Here is a 25203-nt window from a genome sequence, read left to right on the forward strand (position 1 = left end):
AAAGCAATGCAAAGAAAAATAAATGATTGTAAAATGAACCCGCCCATAACGAACAGAAATGATCTTTTACTGTCTGGATCATAGGTAAGGTATGTACGTACAAAATACCCTTCCTCATCATTAGGCTTTATCCAGTTTTTATCTTGATCTCTTAACGCAACATGTGGTGGATATTGAAATAATCTTATTTGTATATTTTCTTTTGATATTCTTACTAAAAATCGTCCTACAGTATAGTGACCCAGTTCATGAAACCAAATATGAATGAGTAATAAAATATAACCGCCTAAAAGCCAAAATAAAATATCCACGCTATCCTCCAACTATACTATAAACGCACTGTCTTATTCCACTAAATGACCTGTTTCCGTTAAAGTGCTCGTTTGCTTAAGATCGGTATTACAAATATTGGCGTATCAGAGGTTATGATGTGTTAATCATGTCCGACAGTGAGGTTAATTAATAAAGCCGACTAATCGCGAAGTTCAGCTTAACGACTAGTCATGTTCATTAGCTTTCGCTTGCAAGCATGTGTGCTGCTGCCTCATGCATGTCTTTCATTCCTGATGCTAGAGCGTATTCGGCAACAGTGATGGCACTTGTTGTTAAAAGCTCAATAATATGATCATCCATTCTTGACCAAGTTTTACCCCCGGCATTGTCATAAGCATTGATTAACTTTGTTAATCCATCTTTACCAAAGAGCAGTTGATGCGACAGGAAGTCAACAGATACATCAGCGACCCCCACTTCAGACCAATCAATTAAACCCGTTACATAATTGTTCTGATCAATAAGGATATGACCGGGATTTAGGTCTCCATGTTTTACCCCTACAAAAGATGGCCAAAGAGAGTCTTCAGCTAACCATGCTTGCCACCGTTCCCATAAATTTTTATTAATATCGTATTGTTCTTTTACACGTTCCATTCGCTGTTTCATGGAAGCTCTCAACTCATGAGCACCAAGAATTTCGACACCGCTATTTTTAAATTCTTGGTGAGTTATTGAGTGCAAATTCGCAAGTATTCTTCCTAATGAGTCATAATATTTAGTCGGTACATTGGTTTCATCAAAACTCCAAACATATCCTTGTTGCTCAACGTCAACAGTAGCAGCAGGAACACCACTTAATTGCATATAAGCAATTAAGTTTTCTGAGAAGATCGGCCAGTCAGGGACTTGGAAGCTTGCCTGTTTATTAATGATATCTAACGCCTCTTTTTCTTGTAGTACATTTCTCATAGATTCTGGTCTACGTGGAACCTTTAATATCCATTTATTACCGTTTGAATCTTTGGCATGTGCGACTCGAAAGTCAACACCAGACTCATTAATTTTTGTCGTATCTTCTAAGATATCTAGTCCATTATTATTTGCTAATTGTTTAAGTTTGACTGTATTCATGTTCTTTTCCTCCAACCTTCCCATCACATAAGTCGATCTTCAACAATCTGCCCCCGATTCTGATACAGCTTTTATTCCGCAAAAGCGCTTCTTTTATTGAATAGTTATTATGCTTCTGTTTCAGTGATTAGTTTTTTTAACTTCTTCACTGCGTTCCCCGTCTTTTCACCATCTGTTGAAAGCAGAGAAACAATATCATCGATTCGTTTTTTATAGTCCGTAGGCTTTATCGGGAAATCTTGGATCATGGCCACAGCTTTCTTTTCATTGATACAATACACTTCGTTTTTCGCAAAGAGAACTTGATTTAAACAAGAAATACTTCGAAAACAATGGCCCATCACATATGAAATATCGTCCTTATTAGCATTAGCTTCCATAAACATAAGGGAAAAAGAAGCTTCAAAAGAAAAATACTGAATCATCGCTTTTTTCAATTTCTCAGGGTAGGATTCCGTTTTCTTTTTTAATTCACTTAATTTGCCCTCAGGGTCAGATAAAATATTACAAACGGCTAACTCTCCCATATACATGACATTCAAATAACCATGTGGATGCCCTGTTTGATAATGAGTGGATACAGCACCTGACAGACAGTCATCAATAACTTTGCTGACTCGTCTGATATCACGAAAAATAAGGTCTACATGGTAACCATGTACAACTATCCAGCCACCGCCATTTATCCATTCGCCCCATTCACCTAAAGAAGTGATTAAATGGTCTTTTTTTTCGTCATTAAGATTTAATGATGATTTTTCAATATCATTGGTATTGAACCCTTTTGATTCATCATAGTAAATCCCAATATCTATATCAGAATCCGGACTATGAGTTTCTCTTGCCCTAGAACCACCTAACACGATTCCTACCACACCTGGCAGTCCATCTAGTTCTTTTGTTATGTCTTGAATTATACTATCGACGGTTGCCATTATGTTTCACTCCAATCTTATCCAGCAAAATGGCCCGTTTGCTTAAGACTTGAATAAGCTTATTACATTCTACATTAAACCCGAATTTTAAAAACACCAACACAGAAAAGTGTTGATGCTCGCACAATTTTTTTCTAATGACTTTTTTGTAAAAAATATTCCCCTATTTCTTCTCCGGAGATCTCTAATACATCAAAAACCTTATCATAAGTGTTATCCGTTACTCCCCCTGCACCACCTTCGATTCGATGAATCGTCTTTGGAGATACTTCTGCTTGCTCAGCTAACTCTTGCTGTGTCAGCTTTTTTTCCAATCTAGTCGCAAATACTAACTTCCCTAGGTGAGCTGACAAGCTAAAAAATGTTTCGTCAAACTCTGATGTACCCTTTGCTATACGGTAGCCATAATTAATGAGATCCATTTTATCCACCTCCCTTAAAAAGGTGTTTCTCTAAAATATTCGTGGTATGTTTCTGGTTTTTTCTCTAAATCATTCAAGATACGATAAGCACGATCTCTAAAATGATCAGTTACATTAAAATTAACGTTTGGCGTTTTTTCAAAAGGAAAAATAAAACAATAATACTGTCTCGTTTCATACTTATAAGGGAAAAATATTCCTCTAAACCGCCAATTGAAACCTTTTATATTAATTCGTAATTCATAAATATCTCTCTTATTTAACGGTTTAATCAGTTCAAATGTTTGTTGATAAATTTCTCCCCCAATTTTTATTTCAAATTGAGCAAAAAATGGTTTATCAGCCATCGTTGGCAAATCATTAAAGTTTACATATTGCATGTAATCAAGCGCTTTTAACAAAAAACCGAATCGAACGTTTGCCTGCTCGTCAAATTGAGTTTCTTTACTTAGCTTTTTTAAAAATGGGCTGAACTGATCTTTTCCGTACTCATTCGGAAAGGAAATAACAGTTGCTTTCTTTTTATTTATGCTTTCCATACATCATATCATATATGAGTTATTTTGTGAAAAAATTCATGTCATATATGACAATAACCTCCCTTCTTCCATACCTTGCTTATCCTTCTTCGTTGATCAGTAGTCCTTAGTGCAATAATATTCGCTCCCTCATATTGAGCACAATTTCAGCACCTTATCCATTTAAATTAATCAATCTCCTCACCAAATCGTTCTTTATAATCAGCATCAGCATTTTCTCGCATTCGATCTACATCACCCCTTTGTTCAGTAAAATTACCTCTCACCTGTTCCATTACAAAATCCCCTGTTTCATTTCCTTCTTCATCAAAAAAAACAGCACTAATATACCGTCCATCATCCCAAACCAAAATTTCCGCATTATCTTTAGTTTCAATGTCATCATCTACATATGCACCCTCTTCATGATAATACGTTATAGCACCATCTATCGTATCATCATATTCAGAACCACAACCCATCAAAACAATAGCAAACACCGGTAAAACCAATAATTTTTTCATACGATCACCTTTTATCCTAATTGTTGAAAGAATAACTTTTGCACTTTCCATGCTCCATCTTCCAAAGATACATCCATTTCTAATATTGAAAACGTACTCGATTCTGTTCCCTCTACTTCAATGATATTATCAAATAATATAACCACTTCCTGCATATCTTCGGTTGATTCTCCGAAATAAACATTAACATTATCAACTGTTGATCTCACTGGCCCCATGTCCTCATATTCCATTTCTGGCTCCTGAAACTGCAAATCATCCAACACCTGTGTAACGGCATAAGGCTCTACATCTTCACGCCCTGGCTGACCTTCATAATTAAAATAAGACTCCAAAAATCGTTCCGCTGTTTCACCTGCTTGCCCATGATATTCATATTTACTTTCTTCATCCTGCACCTGCTCCAATTCCTGCTGCAAGGCTTGTGATTCATTTTTGACATGCGAATTTTCCAACCACAAAAAACTACTAACTAACCCCAAAACCATCACCGCAATAACCATTTTTTTCATGACCGATCATAACATATTTTCATAGTTATTCTCCTCTTCTATAATCCTAGAATCTCCGCAGGATCTTCCTTTGCATCATTTGTCGCCTGTGTTTCCGTATGATGTTCTAAATGCAAATGCGGGCCTGTTGAACTTCCAGTTGTGCCACACTCCCCTATCTTCTCCCCTTGTTCTACCTCGTCACCTTCGCTCACATCCAAAGCATTTAAATGACCATAGGAACTTAATTCATCACTTCCATGCTGAATCTTAATGTTATTGCCTAACCCTGTATTTTGGTGAACAGCAATAGTCACTGTACCATCTGCAACCGCATATATATTATCGCCTATATCACACCCAAAATCGGTACCGGCATGTAACCGCATCTCGTTATGAATAGGATGATCTCTCATGCCAAAATCTGATGTGACACGCACTTGCTCAATCGGCATATTCCAATCACCATCACCTTCTCCTTCCATTTCTTCTGCTCCCTCACAATCCTCCAAAAACTGCATTACATGACCCACATAATCTTCGTCCCCATAATTATCCCAACCTAAATTCGCCGCCTGTTCTTCGCCAAATTGGTACGCTGATTCACGGCTGTATTCGCCATCGTTATTTTCCTCAACATAATCCATATAACCATGCCCCATGTTATACGATTGCAAAGCTAATTCTGTATCCCCTCCTGCCTGTTCATACACATCCGCATAATAAGAAACCCCTTCCTCAATCGAACGTACGGGGTCATTAATCGTATTTACGGGGTCGCCTATAGACTCTGACGACTGCATGATATCTGTTAGCTGCCCTCGGGATTCCTGCATCGTAACCGCCATGAGTAAATCCGTTTGCTCCTCTATACCATTCTCCTCCGCATACTGTTCAAAATAATGCTCATATCGTTCCACATCTTCATTCACGCTATTTCCTTCGCAAACCATATCTTGATCTTCACTTCCCCCTTCTACTTCATCATCCTGATTAGCAAAAATAGCACTCAAAAACATCATAAACAGAACAATGACACCAAATATCGAAAATACCACAAAACCAATCATACCAAATACTATTTTCATGCCATTCATTCCTCCACCCCCTTAAAAAAGGATGCTATATCTACATAGCACCCTTAAAACTCTTTTGTTTGCGGCTTACGCTTCGGCTTTTCTCGCCATTCATTCTCCTTCATTGGTTTAGATTCTCGTTTTTCCTTCTTACGCCTTTTTTCAACGTTTTCCTTGCCTTTTTTATTTACACCCGATGGCGGCGGAGCTTCACTTTTCCGATTTTTGTTTTGCTTTTCTCGTGTTCTTTTGAATTTATGATTTTTGTTCTGTTTATTTACATTATCTGACAGTTCACTTGACCGCTCACTTAAAGGTTTCGATGGTTCTTCCTTATCTTTTTTCCTTTTCTTCTCCTTCTTTTGTGATTTCCGTTCCCCCTTACGATCTTTTTCTTGACTGGATGAATGAGACTCATGGGATGGACTGTTTTTCGGTTCATTATCCTTACCCTCTCCATTTTGCGGCGTTCGTTCTGATTCCCGATTATGATTGACTGTCTCAGGTGACACTTTGTTTCCTTGTGACTGACCTCCGCTTGATTGCCTTGTCACCTCATTTCGTGCCTGATTCAATTTATTTAAAGCAGAACCCGCCGTTGGACTCACCATTGACATGCCCTTCGTTGCCTTATCCATCGCAGGATTAACCATACGTTGGTTTACATTATTCATGAAGTTCTTATCCAAAGATTGGACACGGCCTGCTGTAACTAGCTTAACGATTGCATCCCGTTTCCAAATCATCACAAGCAATAGGGTAATCAATACAACCACATTCGCTAAATACATACCAAACGTATCAGGTGGCAGCATCGTATCGACCACGAACGTTTAAAGATAGACAAACATGATGATAATGCCAAGCATTGCTTTCACCACAAAGACCGTTAGCAACTTCATAAACACGTTAAAACCACTATTCGCAAAATGTGGAATATAGCTAATGATTAGCGAAAATGGAAGGAAAAACGCCAAACCTAAAGCCACCAACTGTAAGCCAAAATTTAGAAGCCCCAATACACCAAAGGGGAAAGCTAAAAACAAAGCTACAATTAAGCCTACAAGCGCTTGCCCTAATTGCGTATAAACAGCACCTCCACCCATATTAGTATTATTTAAATCTTCCGTTTCCGTCTCTACATCTTCAATATATTGTTGCTTTAAACCTTGACCATCCCCTGTTTGGTCAAAAGCCAACATCCTTTCATACCGATAAAATTCACTACCTCCATAATTTTCTAATTCTGATTCCTCTGAAACAGCTCTATTATTAACATCTTCTTCAGTCATTTCTCCATAATTCACAATTAAATAGGGGCGTTTTAGAGCCAAATCAAAATAGACATTACGCATCTGTGCAATGGTGCCTTCCATCGGATCTTCACGGTCTACCTCTGTGCCTTGCTCAAAAACACCGTCACCATCAACGTTACTGACCATGCCATTTCCTGCTTCAATTAAATATCCTTGTGCTTCCAATGACAATGAATTGAAAACCTGCAAGAAGTAACCACTATTAAGCATCCAAAATCCCGCAAACACAAGCACAAACACAAACAAAACCGATCGCCGTATGGCTTCTTGAAACGTTCCTTTTGTCGCGGCGAGATAAACAATATAACCAACCGCAAAGATAAAAAACAACTGGCCAAAGTATTCCTGTAATGTATCATAGATGGATTGAGACACTAAATTAACCATGCCAGAAAAACGTTCAATCGGATTCAAACTAAACAATTCATTTAAAACCGTGTCTACCGCATGAACAACATACGCATTAACCGTGATCACCATATTGGCAAGACTGACAACCGCCCCAAGTATGGTATTGTCAGCCGATTCATTATTTACCGCATAAGTGTCAACCGGGAAACGTTCACTCTCAACTTCAATGCCTCCCTGTTCTATCGTTTCTTCCCCATCCATCACATCTTCCCAACTCGTGTCATCATCCATAAAATCACCAAACCAGGCATAACCTGTGATCGGAACAGCTAAAATTCCGATAACAACCAAAATTACCATCCATATCTTTTTCCAGCGCACACATTCACCACCCTTCACGAAAAATAAAAAGAGCCACCAGCGAATAGTGACTCCTTACAAATATTTTTCTTCTGCCGTTGCTACGGCAGATGCTTCCACCGTTTCAAAAAAAAGGACGACGTAAAAACCATTGCAGCACATCACGATAATTACAATTGGACAGAAGATGAATTAGACGAAATTGAAAGATTTAAAGAATTTGTTCGCACAAAACGTACAAAAAAAGATAAAGACAAAAATGAATAATCGAGCCACTGTATAACAAAGATCTATATGCTACGCTTTGTATCATCTATTTCATTGTTATATTTTGGTAGTGTATTATTTAATTAACACTAAAGAATTGGTGGTGATTCAATGGAATTTGGCGACAGAATCGCTCATTTAAGAAATAAGGGCAATTTAACACAGACTGCTTTATCTGAGAAAATCGGGATAACAAGAGCCTCCCTGTCCCATTATGAAAAAAATAGAAGGGAACCCGATTATGATACTCTAAAAAAACTTGCTAATTACTTTGAAATATCCACTGATTATATACTTGGAAGATATTAACAAAATGGGAGAGGTACAATTGCCGACCACCATGATAATTTTAAATCGTCAAAAGGAGGTTTAAATGAATTTGAAAAATTGTCGCTCGGGAGAAAACAGGAGTGATAAGATGGATTATGACCAACTTTTACAGGAGTCCAAGCTCCTTAAAATTGATACCTACGAAAAGCAAATGACCCCATCCATTAAAGGTTTATATGCCGATAATGTGATTTTTATCAACAAAGATATATCAACAAGATCTGAAAAAGCTTGTATCCTTGCAGAAGAACTAGGACACTATCACACAACTAGTGGAAATATTCTAGATCAACAAAAAATCGCTAACTTACAAAGAGAAAAACGAGCACGTACTTGGGCTTATGAAAAGATTGTACCTTTGTCTAAAATTATTACAGCCTATAACCAAAATATTGAAAATCACCATGAACTAGCTGAATTTTTAGGAGTAACAGAAAATTTTCTTGAAAAGGCACTACAGCGCTATCAAGAAATATATGGTTTGACTTGTGAAATTGGGGGTTATATCATTTGCTTTGAACCATTGGATATAAAAAATGACACAACAAAATAGCCAAATAAGAGCTTTTATTTTTTGATTTAAAAGGGAACGTATATTCTTTTAGGAGGAGTTAATGTATGGCGTTTTTCAGAAAACGAGGGAACAAATGGGAGTATCGAATAAGCTATGTGGATCGCCGAAGTGGCACAACAAAAGAAACATCAAAAGGTGGGTTCAAAACAAAAAAGGAAGCCCAAATTGCCGCTACAGAAGCAGAATCTAAAATTAATCATTTTGGATTCAGTGAGAATGGTAATGAAAAAATTGACCACTATTTTCAAAAATGGCTTGAAACTTATAAAAAGCCAAACGTTAAACCAATTACTTATTCGCTCCAAGAAAGGAATGTTCGATTAAATATTCTTCCCCGTTGGAGGAATTATCGCCTTAAAGACATCACACGTACTGAATATCAACAATGGATCAACGAATTACGCGATCACTACAGTGAAGGTACAGTAAGAAGAATACACAGTATTATGAGTGCCGCTCTTACAGACGCAGTATTTGAATTTAATATCTTTAGAGAAAACCCTATTCAAAAAATTAAAATACCAAAAGACAATCAAAATACTTCTAAGGTTCCTTATTTCTCTAAAACAGAGTTAGGTACGTTTTTAACTACTGTCAAAGAACCTGTCAAAAACGCTAAATACAACAAGTCAATACAATATTACGTGCTATTCAATTTAATGGCTAGAACAGGAATTCGGATAGATGAGGCGCTTGCTCTTAGATGGGATGATTTAGATGAGGCTAAGAAAAGCCTTACCATTAATAAAACACTGGTGTACCCTCTCAACTCTAGCCCTTACGTTTCGACACCAAAATCAAAACAAAGTGATCGTACCATTAAAGTTGATAATACCACCATGAAGCTTTTAAAGCAGCAACAAACAAATCGAGAAGAAATTCACTATCTGTACAAAAATTACAGAAGATCTCAGGATAACCTCATATTTTATCAACACGACGGTCGATGGCTACGAACAAATGTAGTACGAGACTATTTTAAGGAGATATGTAAACGTGCGAACCTACCTGTCTTATCTCCACACGCTTTGCGACACACCCACGCTGTTCATCTCTTGGAGGCCGGTGTACAAATAAAATACGTGTCCGAAAGACTCGGACACGCAAATATGAATGTGACGGCAGATACTTATCTGCATGTCACTGAGAAGATTGAAGATGATGCCTTATCCCTTTATGAAAATTACCTTCAGGATTCATAACCGGACAAAAACCGGACAAGCGACATCCTCAATTCTTCTCAACCCCTTCTACATGGGGTTATCCAATACTTCCTTCCATCTCCATGCGGATGAGACGGTTCATTTCAACGGCATATTCCATGGGCAGTTCTTTTGTAAACGGCTCGATGAAGCCCATGACGATCATTTCCGTTGCTTCTTCCTCGCTCAAGCCGCGGCTCATCAAGTAGAAGAGTTGTTCTTCGGATACTTTTGAAACCGTTGCTTCGTGTTCGAGGGCGATCTCATCGTTCATGATTTCATTGTAAGGAATGGTATCTGACGTCGAATCGTTATCCATAATCAACGTGTCGCATTCGATTTTTGACTTCGACCCTGGCGCTTTACGGCCAAAATGGGCCAAACCGCGATAGGATACTTTTCCGCCGTGCTTGGAGATCGATTTGGACACGAGTGTTGATGATGTGTTCGGTGCCAAGTGATAAGCTTTGGCGCCTGCATCCTGGTGTTGGTTTTTCCCTGCAATGGCAATGGACAGCACGTTGCCACGCGCGCCTTCACCTTTCATGAGGATCGAAGGATACTTCATCGTAAGCTTGGAGCCAAGGTTGCCGTCGACCCATTCCATCGTCGCGTTTTCATCGGCAGTGGCACGCTTGGTTACGAGGTTGTAGATGTTCGGTGCCCAGTTCTGGATGGTCGTGTAACGGCAATAGGCATCTTTTTTCACGATGATCTCAACGATGGCGCTATGCAGTGAGTCCGTCGAGTAAATGGGTGCTGTACATCCTTCCACATAGTGAACGGAACTGCCTTCATCGGCGATGATCAGCGTACGTTCAAACTGCCCCATATTTTCGGAGTTAATGCGGAAATACGCTTGCAATGGGGAGTCCGCTTTTACGCCTTTCGGCATGTAAATGAACGATCCCCCGGACCATACAGCCGAGTTTAACGCTGCGAATTTATTATCGCTTGGGGGAATCACGGTTCCGAAATAATGACGGACAAGGTCTTCGTTTTCCTGAAGGGCTGTATCCGTATCCTTGAATATGATCCCTTGCTCCTCGAGATCCTCCTGCATACTATGGTATACAACTTCAGATTCGTACTGCGCCGAAACACCGGCCAAATATTTCTGTTCCGCTTCCGGAATGCCCAGTTTATCAAAGGTGTTCTTAATTTCTTCCGGGACTTCATCCCAGGATTTTTCCGTGCGCTCCGAGGGCTTGACGTAATACGTAATGTCATCGAAATTCAACTCTGAAAGGTCGCCGCCCCATTGCGGCATCGGCTTTTTATAAAAGACCTCTAATGCTTTCAAACGATAATCCAGCATCCACTGCGGTTCTTCTTTAACTTCGGAGATTTCCCTTACGATATCTTCAGTCAGGCCACGTTCAGAACGGTATACGGAGACATCCTTGTCATGAAATCCATATTGATATTCCTCTAGTTCAGGCATTTGCTTAGCCATTTGAATGACCTCCTTTTATTAACTCAGGATAAAAATAACTCCCGAGCATCATTCAGTCTTTATCTAAACCTTTCTCCATGGCTTTCCAGGCCAATGTTGCACATTTAATGCGAGCAGGAAACTTCGTAACCCCTTGCAGTGCTTCAACGTCGCCAAGGTCATACTTCTCGTCATCATAATCTTCCCCCTGAACGATTCCGAAAAAAATCCCGGAAAGCTCAAGTGCTTCATCAACGGTTTTTCCCATCACCGTCTCTGTCATCATGGATGCCGAGGAAAGGCTGATCGAACAACCCTCGCCAGTGAATCTGGCATCGCGCACAACATCACCGTCTACTTTTAAGTGAAGTTGTATTTTATCCCCGCAAGAAGGATTGTTCATATTGACCGTTAGCGCGTCACCTACGATTTCCCCGCGGTTGCGCGGGTTTTTATAATGGTCCATAATCACTTGCCGGTAGAGGGCGTCAAGATTACTCTGCATAGACATCGCCAAAATACTCCTTTGTCGATACGAGCGCATCAACGAAGGCATCTACATCTGCCTCTGTATTGTAAAGGTAGAAACTTGCCCGGGCGGTTGCTGCAACATCCAGCCAGTTCATGAGAGGTCGTGCACAATGATGGCCAGCACGTATGGCAACGCCTTTCATATCGAGGACTGTCGCCGTATCATGAGGGTGAACATCGTGAATATTAAAGGTAACGATGCCTGCTCGCTCATTAGCCGGAGGACCGTATACCTCAATGTCGTCATGAGCCGAAAGCTGATCCATTGCGTATTGAGCCAGCTGCTGTTCATGGGTTTTTATATCGTCAAGGCCAACATCGTTCAAGAAATCGATAGCCGCACTGAGTCCAATGGCCCCGGCAATGATCGGTGTACCGCCCTCAAACTTATGAGGGACCTCTTTCCATGTTGCATCATAAAGGCCGACTTCGTCAATCATTTCTCCGCCAAATTCGAAAGGTTCCATTTCCTCCAGCAGGGGCTTCTTACCGTACAGAATGCCAATGCCGGTAGGTCCACACATTTTGTGAGCGGAAAATGCAAAGAAATCACAGTCGAGATCCTGAACATCAACACTCATATGCGGGGTGCTTTGTGCGCCGTCTACAACCATGATGGCATTATGCTCATGTGCGATCTTCGCGACTTCCTTTATCGGGTTCATCGTTCCGAGAACATTGGAGACATGCACCATTGCCACGATTTTCGTCCGCTCGTTGATCGTCGCACGAGCCGCTTCCACTGAAACCGTACCATCCGGTTGCAGCGGGATGTATTTCAACGCTGCACCGGTTGCTTTAGCGACTTGTTGCCACGGGATTAAATTGCTATGGTGCTCCATCGGCGTGAGGACAATCTCGTCTCCTTCCTGTAGATTGGCACGCCCATAGCTGGCAGCCACTGTATTAATAGCTGTTGTCGTGCCACGCGTAAAGACGATTTCCTCTCTTTGCGCCGCGTTGATGAACGTTTTCACTTTATCGCGAGCCCCTTCATAACCATCGGTGGCTACTGAACTGAGCGTATGCACACCCCGGTGAACATTCGAGTTGTAGCGGCGATAATAATCTTCAAGGGCTTCGACGACTTGCACCGGTTTTTGGGAGGTCGCCGCGTTATCCAGATAAACGAGTGGATGGTCGTTCACTTCCTGATCCAGAATGGGGAATTGTTCACGCACATCACGTACGTTTATCATTAATAAACTTTCCTTTCTATAACTTCAGCAAGCCTTGTCTTGACCGCTTCAATCGGTAGGGCTCCGACAACCGGCTCCAAAAATCCGTGAATGATTAACCGCTCGGCTTCCGTTTGTGAAAGGCCGCGGCTTTTCATATAAAACATCTGGATCGGGTCAATCTTGCCGACCGACGCTGCGTGACCGGCGGTGACATCATCTTCATCAATCAACAGAATCGGATTGGCATCCCCACGCGCTCTGGAAGAAAGCATGAGCACTCGCCCGGTTTGTTCACTGTGAGAATTCGTGCCGCCTTTTTCGATCTTGTTGATCCCGTTGAAAATAGACGTCGCATTGTCTTTCATGACGCCATGGGTAAGGATATACCCTTCGGTACGCTTGCCGTATGCCACGACATCACTCGTGAAGTTTTGCGTTTGCTTGCCACGGCCGACGTGGACCGTCTTCGTATCTCCGTATGAACCATCTCCCATGAGGTAAGTGGTATTTTCAGAGATCGTGTGCCCTTCGTTCAACTGGCCGAGAGCCCATTCAATACGGGCATCTTTCGCCAAAGAAGCACGGCGTACCACATACGATGTTACCCCACTTTCGAGGTTATCGATCGCGCCATACTTCACTTCCGAACCTTGCCCACCGTAAACTTCCGTCACGACATTCACGTTCGCTTCCTCTTCCGTGAAGGAAACGTAATTCTCCAGATACGTGAGTCGGCTGTTTGCCTCGGTGACCATCAAAACGTGATTAAACAGGCCGGTCTTTACATCGTCTTGCCAGAAGATGGTCTGAATCGGCGTCTGCAGTTCAACGTTTTTCGGCACATAGATGAAAACACCGCCGTTCATTAATGCCGTGTGCAACGCTGTTAGTTGGTGTTCATTCGTGCGAACCGCATCGCTCATAAAGTATTTTTCCACGAGGTCACTGTGTTCACGTACGGCCGTGGCTATATCTGTGAAAATAACCCCATTATCTTCAAGTTCCTGTTCAACCTTATGGTAAGCTATCTTGCCATCGCGCTGGACGATTAAATTTTGCACTTCGCTTTCTTCGCCCGCCAGGCGACTGACCTCCTGGGGAAGGTCGGAAAAGCTTTGCGTCGCGGGTTCCTCTGCATCAATCTTTTCAAAGCTTGTGAACTTCCATCTTTTCAAACTCGTTTTATCTGGATCCGGCAGCGGCAAATGTTCTGCCTGTGCCAACGCATCCAATCTTTTATTGACAAGCCAGGAAGGCTCTTCCTGCTTTTCGGCCCATTGTTTTACGGTTTCACTGTCAAATGTCCATTTTGTCTCTACAGCCATCGTCTTGCACCTCCTTACCTTTACGCTTCCTGACTTTGTCCGACGCGCTCATCTTCGATGCCCAGTTCTTCTTTAATCCAGTCGTATCCTTCGTTTTCAAGACGCTGGGCAAGTGCCGCGTCCCCGGATTTAACGATGCGTCCCTGCATGATGACGTGGACGTAATCCGGCTCAATATAATTAAGCAGACGCTGATAGTGGGTGATAATCAAGCAACCGAAATCATCGGAGCGCATGCTGTTCACACCATTGGAAACAACCTTCAGCGCGTCGATATCAAGGCCTGAGTCCACTTCGTCCAGGATTGCGATCTTCGGTTCCAACATGAGCAGTTGCAGAATTTCATTACGTTTTTTCTCACCGCCGGAGAAACCTTCATTAAGGTAACGGGTGGAGAAAGATTCATCCATATCAAGCGTGGCCATCTGTTTATCCATCTTTTTGATGAACTTCATCAATGGGATTTGATCGCCTTCCTCGCGATTGGCATTGATCGAGGTTCTCAAGAAATCGGAGGTTGTGACTCCGGTCACTTCACTCGGGTATTGCATCGCCAGGAACATGCCGGCACGTGCGCGCTCGTCCACTTCCATTTCAAGGACATCTTCACCGTCGAGTTCGACACTTCCCTGTGTAATCTCAAAGCTGGGGTGACCCATGATCGCGGAAGCGAGTGTTGATTTCCCTGTACCGTTCGGGCCCATAATGGCGTGAATTTCACCCCCGCTTATTTGCAAATCAAGTCCCTTGATGATTTCATTACCCTCGATTTCAACGTGTAAATCTTGGATTTTCAACGTTGATCCTGCCATGCTAAAACCTCCATTTATCATAATTCAGCGGCTCCCGCTGCGAATGTTTCTCAATCTATCATCATTATCAGTTTATAACAAATTCAATCTTCATTCAAGTGGGATTGACTGCTCATTCTTTCCTCCTTTAACTGAGAATCCCTTGAAACCGAGATTTTCAAACACATTGAATATTGTTATATCCCCAGTATGAAGGTTTTATCTTCTCGTTTCAATCGAAAACCGTTGAAAATAGGGAAAACGTTATTCTCTTTCCCGGTCATTATCAATGACCATTCTTATGATCCTGTGGCAAATGCTTCAATTGCATCACGAACGACCGTGACCCCTTGGCTCAAAGCCGCCGAACCCGCAAAAGCTGCAGCCACTCCCACAGCTTCCATGATTTCATCTTCACTGCATTCTTCATCGATACATGCTTTAGTATGAGAAATAATACTGTATTCTTCATTCATACATACACTAATCGCGAGCGCGATGATATGTTTGTCCTTGGTTGTCAACTCGCCTTCTGCAAAACAGGCATCCATGAAGGCATTGTATTTGCGTGTAAGTTTCGGTAATTGCCCGGATAAATAGTTCATGCCGTCTTTATATTCCTGTAATGCTTCTTCGATAAAAGTGTCATCCTGTGCCATCGATACAACTCCTTTACTCTGATAAGAATTTTCATATCGATTAGCATGTGAAGTTACAGGAAAAAAATACATAATAAAAAGAGCATTCGCTCCCTGCTTCATGGGCAGGTGTGCGAATGCTCCTTCATCCGATCTATTATTCTTCGACAGGCACCACTGCGCCCTCGTATTCTTCTTCCATAAAGTCATGGACTTCATCGGATTGCAGAACATCGACGAGCGTGGCCACGTCTTCGTCATCTTCGTCTTCGCTATTTACGGCTATGATATTCACGTACGGATTATCAGCATCCGCGGATTCTGATTCAATCGAGTCCTCAAGTGGAGACAAACCATGATCAATGGCGAAATTGGAATTGATCAAAACGGCGTCCCCTTCATTATTTTCATAGGCTTGTGGCAAGATGGCCGCTTCATATTCCGGCTCGAACTGGAAATTCTGAGGGTTTTCTTCGATATCGTCAATCGTGGCTTCTACCCCTTCACCTTCTGCCAATTCGATCAAACCTTCCTCCTCAAACATGGTCAGGACACGGCCATGGTCGGCGACAGAATCGCTCATAAGGATGGTTGCCTCTTCCGGCAATTCGTCAAGGCTGTCGTAATCCTGGCTATAAACACCGATCGGTTCGATATGCACGCCACTGACTTCTACGATATCATACTCCTCAAATTCTTCCAGTTGATCGGCAAGAAAAGGACGATGCTGAAAAAAGTTCGCGTCTACATCCTCGTTATCGAGGGCTTGATTCGGAAGGGCATAATCGTTAAAGGTTTCGATTTCCAGATCAATTCCCTCTTCTGCAAGCAGATCATCGGCAAACTCAAGGATTTCAGCGTGAGGAACGTTGGTCGCCCCAACGACTAATTCAGACGGTTCTTCGTCGTCAGCGGCGTCCGTTTCTTCACCGTTTTCATCTGCTGTTTCCTCATCACCGGCGTCCTCGTCGGCTCCGCAAGCCACAAGGACCGTTGACAATGCCCCAAAAGTCAGCAGTTGATAAAATTTTTTCATCCTGTATTCTCCCCTTTTATCTTTTATCAATCTTTCGCGTGAGAACGTCCCCGATGCCTTGAACAATGAAGACGATCACGGAAATAATGACCGTCGCCACGATCGTGACATCCGTACTGTTACGTTGAAAGCCGTCCCGGAACGCGAGGTCCCCCAGGCCGCCGGCACCGATCACTCCCGCCATCGCCGTATAGCTGATAAGCAGAATCGCTGTGACTGTAATCCCGGAAACGAGCGCCGGCATCGATTCCGGCAGGAAGACTTTAAAAATAATATGCCTTTGGTTGGCGCCCATGGAGCGGGCTGCTTCCACAACGCCTTTATCCACTTCCCGCAAACCGATTTCCACAAGCCGGGCGTAAAACGCTGATGACCCGATCACCAAAGCCGGCAAAGCTGCATTGGGACCAAGCATCGTTCCCATAACCCAGTTCGTAAACGGAATCAGCAGGATAATCAAAATGATAAATGGCACCGAACGAAAAACATTGACAAATGTGGCCACGATACTGTTTGTCACCTTGTTCTCCCAGAGCTGCCCTTTCGATGACAAGAAAAGAATGAGTCCGAGCAGAATCCCAAAGAAAAACGTGAACAAAATCGCGACCCCACTCATATAGATCGTCTCCCATGTGGCCTCCAGCATGTTCTCCCAGTCAACATTTTCAAGCATCGGAGATCACCTCTGCTTCCACCTGGTGACCCTGGAGAAAAGCAATCGCGTCCTGCAGCTGCTTTTCGTCACCCTCAATGGAGACGAAAAGGGAGCCGTAACTTCCATTTTGTGTCTGGGCGATATTTCCCTGCAAAATGTTCACCGTGACATCACAAGCGCGAATCAATTCGGAGACAACGGGCTTTCCGGCATCGCCACCGACAAATGTCAACCGAATGACCGTGCCTTTTTCTTCCCGGAGTTGCTCTTCAATCGCTTGATTGGCATCGTCCGGATCGGTGACTTGTCTGACGAATGTCCTTGTGATCTCCTGTTGCGGGTGTTTAAAGACATCAAGGACGTTTCCCTGTTCGACGACGTTGCCATCTTCCATCACTGCTACACGCGAACAAATCTTTTGAATCACAGGCATCTCGTGGGTAATCAGCACGATGGTCAACCCAAGTTTTTGATTGATATCATGCAATAATTCCAGGATCGAGCTCGTCGTTTTCGGATCGAGTGCAGAAGTAGCTTCATCGCACAAAAGAACTTTCGGATCATTGGCGAGGGCTCGGGCAATGCCGACGCGTTGCTTCTGTCCCCCACTCAATTGCGATGGATAAGAATCCTCTCGACCTTTTAATCCCACCAGATTAATCAATTCCTCCACGCGCGCGTTTCTTTCGGATTTGGCTACACCGGCAACTTCGAGCGGAAAGGCAATATTGTCATGAACCGTCCGTGACCACAACAGATTAAAATGTTGAAAGATCATGCTGATCTCTTGCCTCGCCGCTCTTAACGCCCGATTCGATAGATTCAACATTTCATAGTCCGCGATCTTAACGGTCCCGGTCGTGGGCGTTTCCAGTAAGTTCAGAAGACGGACAAGGGTACTTTTCCCTGCACCGCTATAACCCACAACCCCGAAAACCTCACCTTTTTCAATGTCAAGGTCGACATTTTTGACCGCTTCAACCGACTGGCCTTTCAATTGAAACGTTTTCGAGACGTTATTGAGATGTATCAGCAGCATGACCCCCCTTCTTTATAAAAACCAACTATCCTGCCCTGTTCAGTATAGTTTTGTTCAAAAAATAAACCTTTTGCCCACGATGAGCAGAAAGGTGACAGGAAAAATTTCTGTCTCATCTTCCAAGGGTAAAACCTTGCAGGAATTGGCACCTTTGTAATCAGCATTACCGGTTGCCGGGCTTCATCGGGCCAGTCCCTCCACCTCTCCGGATAAGAATTTTTTATTCATTACATTGAATGATTTGTATTCTAGCACCTGATTCATAAACTGTCAACAGCCGGGGTTTGACAGGAGATGGCGTGGGTCGCTTTCGTTTGAGGGATTACTTCGCGCTTCTTGTTCCTCTCGGAGCGGCTCACCTTCGTCTGGGGGGTTACTTCGCGCTTCTTGTTCCTCTCGGAGCGGCTCGACCTTTGTCTGGGGGATTACTTCGCCCTTCTTGTTCCTTTCAGAGCGGATCGATCTCCGTTTGAGGGATTACTCCTTAATACTTTAACCTCACCCAATTGACAAGGGTTTCTGCTCTGGATTCCTCCTCCGTCGAACGTTACAATAAACACGGAAAGGAGTTTTTCTAATGTATGAGTCTTTAATATTCTTAAATGAAGCCGAGCGGGCTGAGTGGTTGACGTCATATCTTATAGCTTTCGACAGTATAAACGGAGGGCAGGGAGAAAAGGAAATCGCCATATCCATTCATGACCTGATTCGCTCTTTTCCATATTACCGGCATCACCCGGAACACGTTTGGTTACAAACAACTTCTGATAATGTACGTCAAAATGTTTTTGCTTTTCTGCCGGGAAAAAAGGACACAAAGGAAACCGTCCTCTATCACGCCCATTATGATACCGTTGGCATTGAAGATTATGGCACACTTAAATCTCATGCCCTTAATCCAGAGGCATTGCTCGATTACTTTTCCCATGCCGCTGACGATACAGACACCCAAAAAGATGCCAAATCAGGTGATTGGTTGTTCGGACGCGGATCCACGGATATGAAGAGTGGCATTGCCGTCCATCTCGTAAACTTGCTCTATTATGCCGAAAACGAACGACCGGAGGGGAACATCCTTCTGATGATCACCGCTGATGAAGAAAGCGAACACGTGGGGATGAAATCTGTGCTTACGGAATTGCAGCGGCTTCGCGAACGTTGGGGGCTTACTTACGTTGCAGCGATCAATGACGATTACATCTCTCCGCAATATGAAGGCGATCAGACGCGCTACATGTACACGGGCGCGTGCGGAAAGGTGCTTCCTTGTTTTTACATAGCCGGCAGAGAAAGCCATGTCGGTGATACAATGTCAGGGCTCAATCCGACCTCGATTGCCTCTGCACTCAATCTGGATCTTCACAACAACGTTAACATCACCGAGCCCCTTGACGATGAATTTGTTTTGCCGCCTACGTGCCTCTACCAACGTGATAATAAGCAAACGTATGACGTGCAAACAGCGACGAGCGCTTACATATATTTTAATTTTTGCCTGTATGAACGCACCGTAGATGAAACCACCGCCCAACTGCTGAAACACGCCCGTGCTGCGGCTGATGAGGTATCAAGAAAATATGAAGCCCGATATCGAGACTATATTGGCGAGCCGCATATCGATTGGTCCATTGAAGTCACGACTTTTAAGGATTTCAAAGCGTACCTGGAAACGTTGGACGTTCCTGTTAATGCCGTTATTGAAGACACTTCGGAAAAATACCAATATCTTGACATCCGCGAGCGTTATTTCAAGATCATCGAAGCATTGCAAGCGTTGGATCCTGCTCGTAAGCCAAGGTTGATTCTTTTTTATGCGCCGCCTTTCCTGCCGCACAATTATTTACAGGAGGGCACGCGGGCATGGAAAGCGCTCGCTGATACCCTTGAAAAGTCTGCCAATGAGAGCGGCGAAACATACCAAATCCGTCGCTTTTTTCCTTTTATTTCCGACAGCAGTTATCTCTCTATCCATGAAAGCGACGACGAACTATCGGCACTGGTTGATAACTTCCCGCAATGGGGGTCAGAGTATGACATCCCCGTGGATAAGATTCGCGAGCTGAACATTCCCGCCCTCAACATGGGGGTATATGGCAAAGACGCCCACCAATGGACGGAGCGGTTGTACAAGCCGTTCAGTTTTCACATATTACCGGGATTGATCCGGGAGATGACCACACGATTATTCGAAGAGGATGAAACCGCATGGCTGGATTAAATTGTAATCATTGCGAGGAAAAAATACCCCATAGCAGGCGTGCCAAAAAACGTCTCAAAGAAACCACTATCATTTGTCCCGCCTGTTATAACGAAAATGAACTTGATCAAGGGCTGCTCAGCCTGGCCAAATTTATTTTCTATGTTGCCATAGGTGTTACACTTTGTATCGTCGCCTACGATATTATGAATGATTTCCCATTAGAACCGTTGTTTACTGCTTTTGTCGGATTAATCCCGATCGTGATTTATCCGTTATTAGCAATGTTTCTTTTTCGGGTGGAACCCGGGTGACGACGCAAAAAACCACCCCTAAATGCAGAGCCGCTCCCCCGATCAGGGGAGCGGCTCTGCATTTTAATCCTCGTCGGTCATTTCATCATAGGCTTCAGCGGACATGAGGTCATCGAGTTCAGCCTTATCTGACGGCTCAACGACGACCATCCAGGCTTTTTCGTACGGGGATTCATTGACGAATTCCGGGGAGTCTTCGAGTTCTTCGTTGATTTCTACGACCTTTCCGCTTACAGGCGCGTAAAGTTCGGAGACGGTTTTTACGGATTCTACGCTGCCGAACGGTTCATTGACTTCCAGTTGATCCCCGACTTCCGGAAGTTCGACGAATACGATGTCGCCCAGTTCATCCTGTGCGAAAGCTGTAATGCCGATCCGTAGTTTTTCACCTTCATCCTTGACCCATTCGTGTTCTTCTGAATACATTAACTCTTTTGGTGAAGCCATTTTATCTGCCTCCTAAGTAAAATTATTGTTGCCAGTGATCGACGAATTCAGACTCCCTGAATCCGAGTGTCACATGATTGCCGTCGGTGACGATCGGCCGTTTAATGAGCATGCCATCCGATGTTAGCCAATCGATGATCTCCGCTTCGTCTGCATCGGGAAGCCTGTCTTTCAAGCCGAGCTCGCGATACTTTTTCCCGCTCGTGTTAAAGAACTTTTTCCATTCCAGACCGCTTTTTGATTTTAAATCCTGTAACTCCTCACGAGACGGCGGTTCCTTGACGATATGCCTTTCTTCATATGACACATCATGCTCGTCCAGCCATTTCTTCGCTTTTTGGCATGTGCCGCAGGGCGGATAACTAAATACGGTAAGCAAACGCTGACCTCCTTTATGTACCGTTACTTCTTTCATTATACGATAATTTTGTCATTGTTGATACCTTGAAGTTTGGCAAAAATTATTTTCGATATTCAAACCACACATCTGACAGGTATAGTATAATAATAGAAAACAAAGTCAAACCCGAAGGAGATTTTTCGGCCATGGCCACCCGAGCTCTATCCATCATCCAGGGAAGTTGGCAATTGCTGCGCATGATTGCCGTAGCCTCTTCAAGCTTTGCCACCATTATTTCCACAATGCTTCCTCTCTTTTTATATTACACGCTTTCGCCCAATAATCTTTTGTTCATTTTGCTGATTCTCATCACCGGCGCCATTTTCATTCACGGATTACTCACCCATTTATTAAATGATGTTTCGGATTATAAGTCTGGCACAGATGCCCTCAGTCCCGCCATCCTGTCCGGAGGCAGCCGCGTGACTCAGGATGGAATGATCTCCATCGAATCCATGGAAAAAATAGGTAAATGGCTGGCCTTCTACATCATTCTTATCAGCATCCCGTTGGTTTACCTCGGTTATTATCAACTTTCCATATTACTGTTGATCGGTGTCTGGGCGGCGGCTTCCTATTCCCTTCCGCCATTGCAACTCAGCTACCGGCCCTTTCTCGGGGAGATATTCAGTTTGTTTCCGGCAATGGTGGCGCTCGGGCTTGCCGGTGCATGGCTTGCGTTGGATGAGGTCCCCGTGTGGGCACTGCAAAACGCGACGATTAATGCCTTAATCTGTGTCGCCTGGGTGATGGTCCACCATATTCCCGATCGGGAAGCTGATAAACAGGCGCATCCCACAAAACAGACGAGTATCGTCTGGTCAGTGGAAAAATTCGGCGAGAGTTTCAGTCGCTTCCCAGCCCTGTTGTATCTTTTGCTCACCGGATTATGTGTCTTCTGGCTAGGGATGGAGCGGCTGTGGGCAGCGTTAGGTGTTCTCGTGATTGTCACCGCAGCGATCACCCTGGTTGCGAACATGAACATCAAGGATGACCAACAAGTCTCGACCTGCGAAAAAATATTGCTCCTGTTCGCGGTTATTACCGCAGTTTGGCTCGGGGTTTTTATTTAATTAAACGTTTATTTAATCAGGATCTTAATGTATCAAATTTTTCTTTCCCGTATTGACTAGGATATACAAATAATGAAAGGTTTGTCACAATGCAAGCAAAGCGCAATAAAAAGGCGATTTAGTTTATATGAATTTCAGTCTCCAATCGAGACATGAACAATCAGGACATAGACCCGGCATTGTATTCCCCCCTCATTTATTCATTAGCGATTTTTCCGATTACGAGCAAAATAAAGGATTATCCTTTTGAAGTTAAATTACCAGATGACTTAGTCATAAAAGGGCATGCGCCAGATGAAATAACAACAACTTGTTTAAAAAGAATATATACGTTCTTGTAACCATCTGTTGCATTTCGAGTGTTTCGCCATCCCCTCGACGATTAATGTATCACTAGTCGAGAACGGCTGAGATAAACTGGATATGACATTGTTCATCAAGGTAAAACCTGCTAATCCGATGACTTAACCCTTAACTTTAAGACCTAACAACGAAGCAAATTGTATCGCTTGAGACGTTGATACTTTACATCCTTTTAAATTCTCAATCGAAACAGTTAAAGAATCAAATTCGGATGTGCTTATATCAATTCCATTTAATGATGTCTCTTCAAAGCTTGCGCCATTAAGATCACATGAAACAAATTCTACTTTTTTGAGCTTGCAGTCAAAAAGGTCAGCGCTTTCTAACGCAGCATCATCAAAAATCACCTTTTCAAGTTTTGAGTTACCGAACATGATCATATTAAGAATTGATTTCCCAAATCTTGTATTACCGATGTAAGATTCTGTGAGATTGCTGCCTAGCAACTTACAATTAAGAAACTCAACGCGATTCATGGAGGCATGACGCAAATTAGCATTAGATAAATCACAATTCTCAAAACGCACATCGGTAAGATCAATTCGGCCAAAATCGGTATTAACAAAATTGCTGTTTTTGATAACCGTTTGATAAAGCCGTAACCGATCTATGAATTCGTTATCAAATTGAGAATCTGTAACGAGGCACACTTCAAATTCCGGATCTTCTTCGTAATAAATATCTGTAAATTTTCTCTCCGTTAAATTTTCAGGGATCATGGGTGCGTCAATCTTCACTTTATACCTACTCTCAAAGGAATTTAATTCAATTATAAGGGAACGCAAGTTCTATTTTCAGACATTTTTACTGAGCTTGTAATTTTAGCTCATAATTCGATAAACATGGGAAATACTACTATTACCGTAGTCATCGCTGGATGAAGCATCTAATCAAGATCCATCTTCTCAGGAGGTTCCATGAATGACGGAAAAGATTCACCTAACATCCGGGGAAATAGGTTCCCTTTGGACATCTTACATGAATAACAGTATGTCGACTTGTATGTTGGCATTTATGCTTAAGCACATTTCAGACCAGGATATTCAACCTGTGGTTCAATACGCTTATGATATCTCCTCTAATAATAAAGAACAGATACGCACCATTTTTGAAAATGAATCTTATGTCGTCCCTAATGCTTTTAGTGAACAAGATGTCAACATGAATGCACCGTGGTTGTTTACGGATGTGTTTTGTTTATCCTATGTGAATCATATGGCTAAAGTCGGCATGATATCCTACAGTGGTATGCTTTCGATGAGTGCTCGAGATGATATCCGAACCTACTTCACCCAAATGTTAACCGAAGCCAGCGACCTTTTCAATCAATCAAGTGACATTGCGTTCACTAAGGGGCTCAATTATAGACATCCGTATATTGAAGGGCCGAAAGAAACTGATTATGTGGACAGCAAAGCTTACTTCAAGGGATTTAATCCTTTCAGCGACCAACGACCTTTAAACGCCGTTGAAATTTCCCATCTGTATATCAACACCCTTACTAATTCCATAGGGATGAAATTGTGCATTGCATTTGCTCAAAGCTCTCCCCGTAAAGAAGTTCAAGATTTTATGCTGCGAGGAAAAGACATCTCAAAGAAGCACATAAAAATTTTTGTGGATATTCTCTTGGAGGATGAGATTGAGGCTCCAAGTGTACCGGATGTAGGTGTCAGTGACTCAACCACGCCACCATTTTCCGATAAATTGATGATGTTCCATATGTCGCTGCTCATTTCCTCAGGTATAGGAAACTACGCGACAGCTGCAGCAGCTAGTCAGCGAAGCGATCTCGTCACGGATTATGAACGACTATCGTTGGAAAGTGCCAAGCTTGCCAAAAGTGGAGCTGATATCATGATTAAGCATCAATGGCTTGAACAACCACCAGGAGCGAAAGATCGCGAAAAGTTAGCAAAAAATAAAAGGGATGACGTATGAGGATATGACACGGGAGGCTTTAACTAGTTCTCACAAGATACGGACCAGCTCAAACCCAAGTAAC

29 protein-coding genes and 1 riboswitch are annotated in these 25203 nt (G+C 42.9%); of the genes, 7 read left to right on the plus strand and 22 right to left on the minus strand.

Features of this window, described 5'->3' with window-relative positions:
• The 10 genes from BLS58_RS11985 to BLS58_RS12030 form a co-directional block, all read right to left on the minus strand.
• Positions 1 to 311: hypothetical protein (locus BLS58_RS11985; protein ID WP_218126228.1), on the minus strand; the 311-nt coding region annotated here is incomplete at its 3' end.
• A gap of 199 nt (positions 312 to 510) precedes the next feature.
• Positions 511 to 1407, minus strand: a complete 897-nt coding sequence (locus BLS58_RS11990; RefSeq protein ID WP_090399044.1) for a macrolide 2'-phosphotransferase — start codon at positions 1405 to 1407, stop codon at positions 511 to 513.
• A 107-nt stretch (positions 1408 to 1514) separates the two neighbouring features.
• Positions 1515 to 2342 carry a nucleotidyltransferase domain-containing protein gene (locus BLS58_RS11995; protein WP_090399045.1) on the minus strand — a complete coding sequence of 276 codons (828 nt, stop codon included), beginning with the start codon at positions 2340 to 2342 and terminating at the stop codon, positions 1515 to 1517.
• A gap of 134 nt (positions 2343 to 2476) precedes the next feature.
• Positions 2477 to 2764 (minus strand): helix-turn-helix transcriptional regulator, encoded by a 288-nt coding sequence (locus BLS58_RS12000; protein ID WP_090399046.1) that lies wholly within the window; start codon positions 2762 to 2764, stop codon positions 2477 to 2479.
• Positions 2765 to 2778: 14 nt separating this feature from the next.
• A complete protein-coding gene (locus BLS58_RS12005; RefSeq protein WP_090399047.1) occupies positions 2779 to 3303 on the minus strand; it encodes a hypothetical protein in 525 nt (174 codons plus the stop codon).
• A gap of 167 nt (positions 3304 to 3470) precedes the next feature.
• On the minus strand, positions 3471 to 3857 hold the full coding sequence (locus tag BLS58_RS12010; protein WP_143018909.1) for a hypothetical protein: 387 nt from the start codon (positions 3855 to 3857) through the stop codon (positions 3471 to 3473).
• Positions 3818 to 4318 (minus strand): hypothetical protein, encoded by a 501-nt coding sequence (locus BLS58_RS12015; RefSeq protein ID WP_090399049.1) that lies wholly within the window; start codon positions 4316 to 4318, stop codon positions 3818 to 3820. Before BLS58_RS12015 ends, BLS58_RS12010 begins: the two co-directional genes overlap by 40 nt.
• Positions 4319 to 4356: 38 nt before the next feature.
• The gene (locus BLS58_RS12020; RefSeq protein WP_218126230.1) at positions 4357 to 5385 is read right to left on the minus strand and encodes a lysozyme family protein; all 1029 of its coding nucleotides are present in this window, start codon (positions 5383 to 5385) and stop codon (positions 4357 to 4359) included.
• 53 nt (positions 5386 to 5438) lie between these two features.
• Positions 5439 to 6188, minus strand: coding sequence for a hypothetical protein (locus tag BLS58_RS12025; RefSeq protein WP_090399051.1), 750 nt, complete (start codon positions 6186 to 6188; stop codon positions 5439 to 5441).
• 18 nt (positions 6189 to 6206) lie between these two features.
• A complete protein-coding gene (locus BLS58_RS12030) occupies positions 6207 to 7421 on the minus strand; it encodes a CD3337/EF1877 family mobilome membrane protein (RefSeq protein ID WP_090399052.1) in 1215 nt (404 codons plus the stop codon).
• Positions 7422 to 7778: 357 nt separating this feature from the next.
• On the opposite strand from BLS58_RS12030, the gene BLS58_RS12040 reads away from it, so the two are divergent.
• From BLS58_RS12040 to BLS58_RS12050, 3 genes are all read left to right on the plus strand, one after another.
• Positions 7779 to 7976: a helix-turn-helix domain-containing protein gene (locus BLS58_RS12040; protein ID WP_090399053.1), complete on the plus strand. Its 198-nt coding sequence runs from the start codon at positions 7779 to 7781 to the stop codon at positions 7974 to 7976.
• Between the two features lie 64 nt (positions 7977 to 8040).
• Positions 8041 to 8550 (plus strand): ImmA/IrrE family metallo-endopeptidase, encoded by a 510-nt coding sequence (locus BLS58_RS12045; protein WP_245723163.1) that lies wholly within the window; start codon positions 8041 to 8043, stop codon positions 8548 to 8550.
• Positions 8551 to 8615: 65 nt separating this feature from the next.
• A complete protein-coding gene (locus BLS58_RS12050; RefSeq protein ID WP_090399054.1) occupies positions 8616 to 9773 on the plus strand; it encodes a site-specific integrase in 1158 nt (385 codons plus the stop codon).
• A gap of 58 nt (positions 9774 to 9831) precedes the next feature.
• Here BLS58_RS12050 and sufB read toward each other — a convergent pair whose 3' ends face one another.
• The 9 genes from sufB to BLS58_RS12095 form a co-directional block, all read right to left on the minus strand.
• On the minus strand, positions 9832 to 11229 hold the full coding sequence (gene sufB, locus BLS58_RS12055) for a Fe-S cluster assembly protein SufB (protein WP_090399055.1): 1398 nt from the start codon (positions 11227 to 11229) through the stop codon (positions 9832 to 9834).
• Between the two features lie 52 nt (positions 11230 to 11281).
• The gene (sufU, locus tag BLS58_RS12060) at positions 11282 to 11713 is read right to left on the minus strand and encodes a Fe-S cluster assembly sulfur transfer protein SufU (protein WP_425433694.1); all 432 of its coding nucleotides are present in this window, start codon (positions 11711 to 11713) and stop codon (positions 11282 to 11284) included.
• Positions 11703 to 12938, minus strand: a complete 1236-nt coding sequence (locus tag BLS58_RS12065) for a cysteine desulfurase (protein ID WP_425433693.1) — start codon at positions 12936 to 12938, stop codon at positions 11703 to 11705. The genes sufU and BLS58_RS12065 overlap by 11 nt, the downstream gene beginning before the upstream one ends.
• Entirely contained in the window at positions 12938 to 14245 is a 1308-nt protein-coding gene (gene sufD, locus BLS58_RS12070; RefSeq protein ID WP_090399057.1) for a Fe-S cluster assembly protein SufD, read from the minus strand. The genes BLS58_RS12065 and sufD overlap by 1 nt, the downstream gene beginning before the upstream one ends.
• 20 nt (positions 14246 to 14265) lie before the next feature.
• Positions 14266 to 15057: a Fe-S cluster assembly ATPase SufC gene (gene sufC, locus BLS58_RS12075; protein WP_090399058.1), complete on the minus strand. Its 792-nt coding sequence runs from the start codon at positions 15055 to 15057 to the stop codon at positions 14266 to 14268.
• A gap of 278 nt (positions 15058 to 15335) precedes the next feature.
• Positions 15336 to 15695 (minus strand): carboxymuconolactone decarboxylase family protein, encoded by a 360-nt coding sequence (locus tag BLS58_RS12080; protein WP_090399059.1) that lies wholly within the window; start codon positions 15693 to 15695, stop codon positions 15336 to 15338.
• A gap of 136 nt (positions 15696 to 15831) precedes the next feature.
• Positions 15832 to 16710: a MetQ/NlpA family ABC transporter substrate-binding protein gene (locus tag BLS58_RS12085; RefSeq protein WP_090399060.1), complete on the minus strand. Its 879-nt coding sequence runs from the start codon at positions 16708 to 16710 to the stop codon at positions 15832 to 15834.
• Between the two features lie 16 nt (positions 16711 to 16726).
• Positions 16727 to 17383, minus strand: a complete 657-nt coding sequence (locus tag BLS58_RS12090; RefSeq protein WP_090399061.1) for a methionine ABC transporter permease — start codon at positions 17381 to 17383, stop codon at positions 16727 to 16729.
• Entirely contained in the window at positions 17376 to 18398 is a 1023-nt protein-coding gene (locus BLS58_RS12095) for a methionine ABC transporter ATP-binding protein (protein ID WP_090399122.1), read from the minus strand. Before BLS58_RS12095 ends, BLS58_RS12090 begins: the two co-directional genes overlap by 8 nt.
• Before the next feature lie 115 nt (positions 18399 to 18513).
• A riboswitch (SAM riboswitch) is annotated at positions 18514 to 18620 on the minus strand.
• A gap of 361 nt (positions 18621 to 18981) precedes the next feature.
• Between BLS58_RS12095 and BLS58_RS12100 the strand changes: the two genes are divergently transcribed.
• A complete protein-coding gene (locus BLS58_RS12100; protein ID WP_090399062.1) occupies positions 18982 to 20622 on the plus strand; it encodes a M20/M25/M40 family metallo-hydrolase in 1641 nt (546 codons plus the stop codon).
• A complete protein-coding gene (locus BLS58_RS12105) occupies positions 20610 to 20915 on the plus strand; it encodes a hypothetical protein (protein WP_090399063.1) in 306 nt (101 codons plus the stop codon). Before BLS58_RS12100 ends, BLS58_RS12105 begins: the two co-directional genes overlap by 13 nt.
• A 63-nt stretch (positions 20916 to 20978) precedes the next feature.
• On the opposite strand, the gene gcvH is transcribed toward BLS58_RS12105, so the two are convergent.
• Together gcvH and BLS58_RS12115 are read right to left on the minus strand one after the other, a co-directional pair.
• A complete protein-coding gene (gene gcvH / locus BLS58_RS12110) occupies positions 20979 to 21362 on the minus strand; it encodes a glycine cleavage system protein GcvH (protein ID WP_090399064.1) in 384 nt (127 codons plus the stop codon).
• 22 nt (positions 21363 to 21384) lie between these two features.
• Complete coding sequence (locus BLS58_RS12115) at positions 21385 to 21741, minus strand: arsenate reductase family protein (RefSeq protein WP_342705698.1); 357 nt, start codon at positions 21739 to 21741, stop codon at positions 21385 to 21387.
• A gap of 167 nt (positions 21742 to 21908) precedes the next feature.
• Here BLS58_RS12115 and BLS58_RS12120 point away from each other — a divergent pair, with 167 nt between their 5' ends.
• Positions 21909 to 22835 carry a prenyltransferase gene (locus BLS58_RS12120; RefSeq protein ID WP_090399066.1) on the plus strand — a complete coding sequence of 309 codons (927 nt, stop codon included), beginning with the start codon at positions 21909 to 21911 and terminating at the stop codon, positions 22833 to 22835.
• A 464-nt stretch (positions 22836 to 23299) separates the two neighbouring features.
• Here BLS58_RS12120 and BLS58_RS12125 read toward each other — a convergent pair whose 3' ends face one another.
• Complete coding sequence (locus tag BLS58_RS12125) at positions 23300 to 23935, minus strand: pentapeptide repeat-containing protein (protein ID WP_090399067.1); 636 nt, start codon at positions 23933 to 23935, stop codon at positions 23300 to 23302.
• Positions 23936 to 24119: 184 nt separating this feature from the next.
• Here BLS58_RS12125 and BLS58_RS12130 point away from each other — a divergent pair, with 184 nt between their 5' ends.
• A complete protein-coding gene (locus BLS58_RS12130; protein ID WP_090399068.1) occupies positions 24120 to 25139 on the plus strand; it encodes a DUF3231 family protein in 1020 nt (339 codons plus the stop codon).
• The last annotated feature ends 64 nt before the right edge of the window (positions 25140 to 25203 follow it).

Origin of the sequence: Natribacillus halophilus, from assembly GCF_900100185.1 — a bacterium.
GTDB classification, from domain to species: domain Bacteria; phylum Bacillota; class Bacilli; order Bacillales; family Marinococcaceae; genus Natribacillus; species Natribacillus halophilus.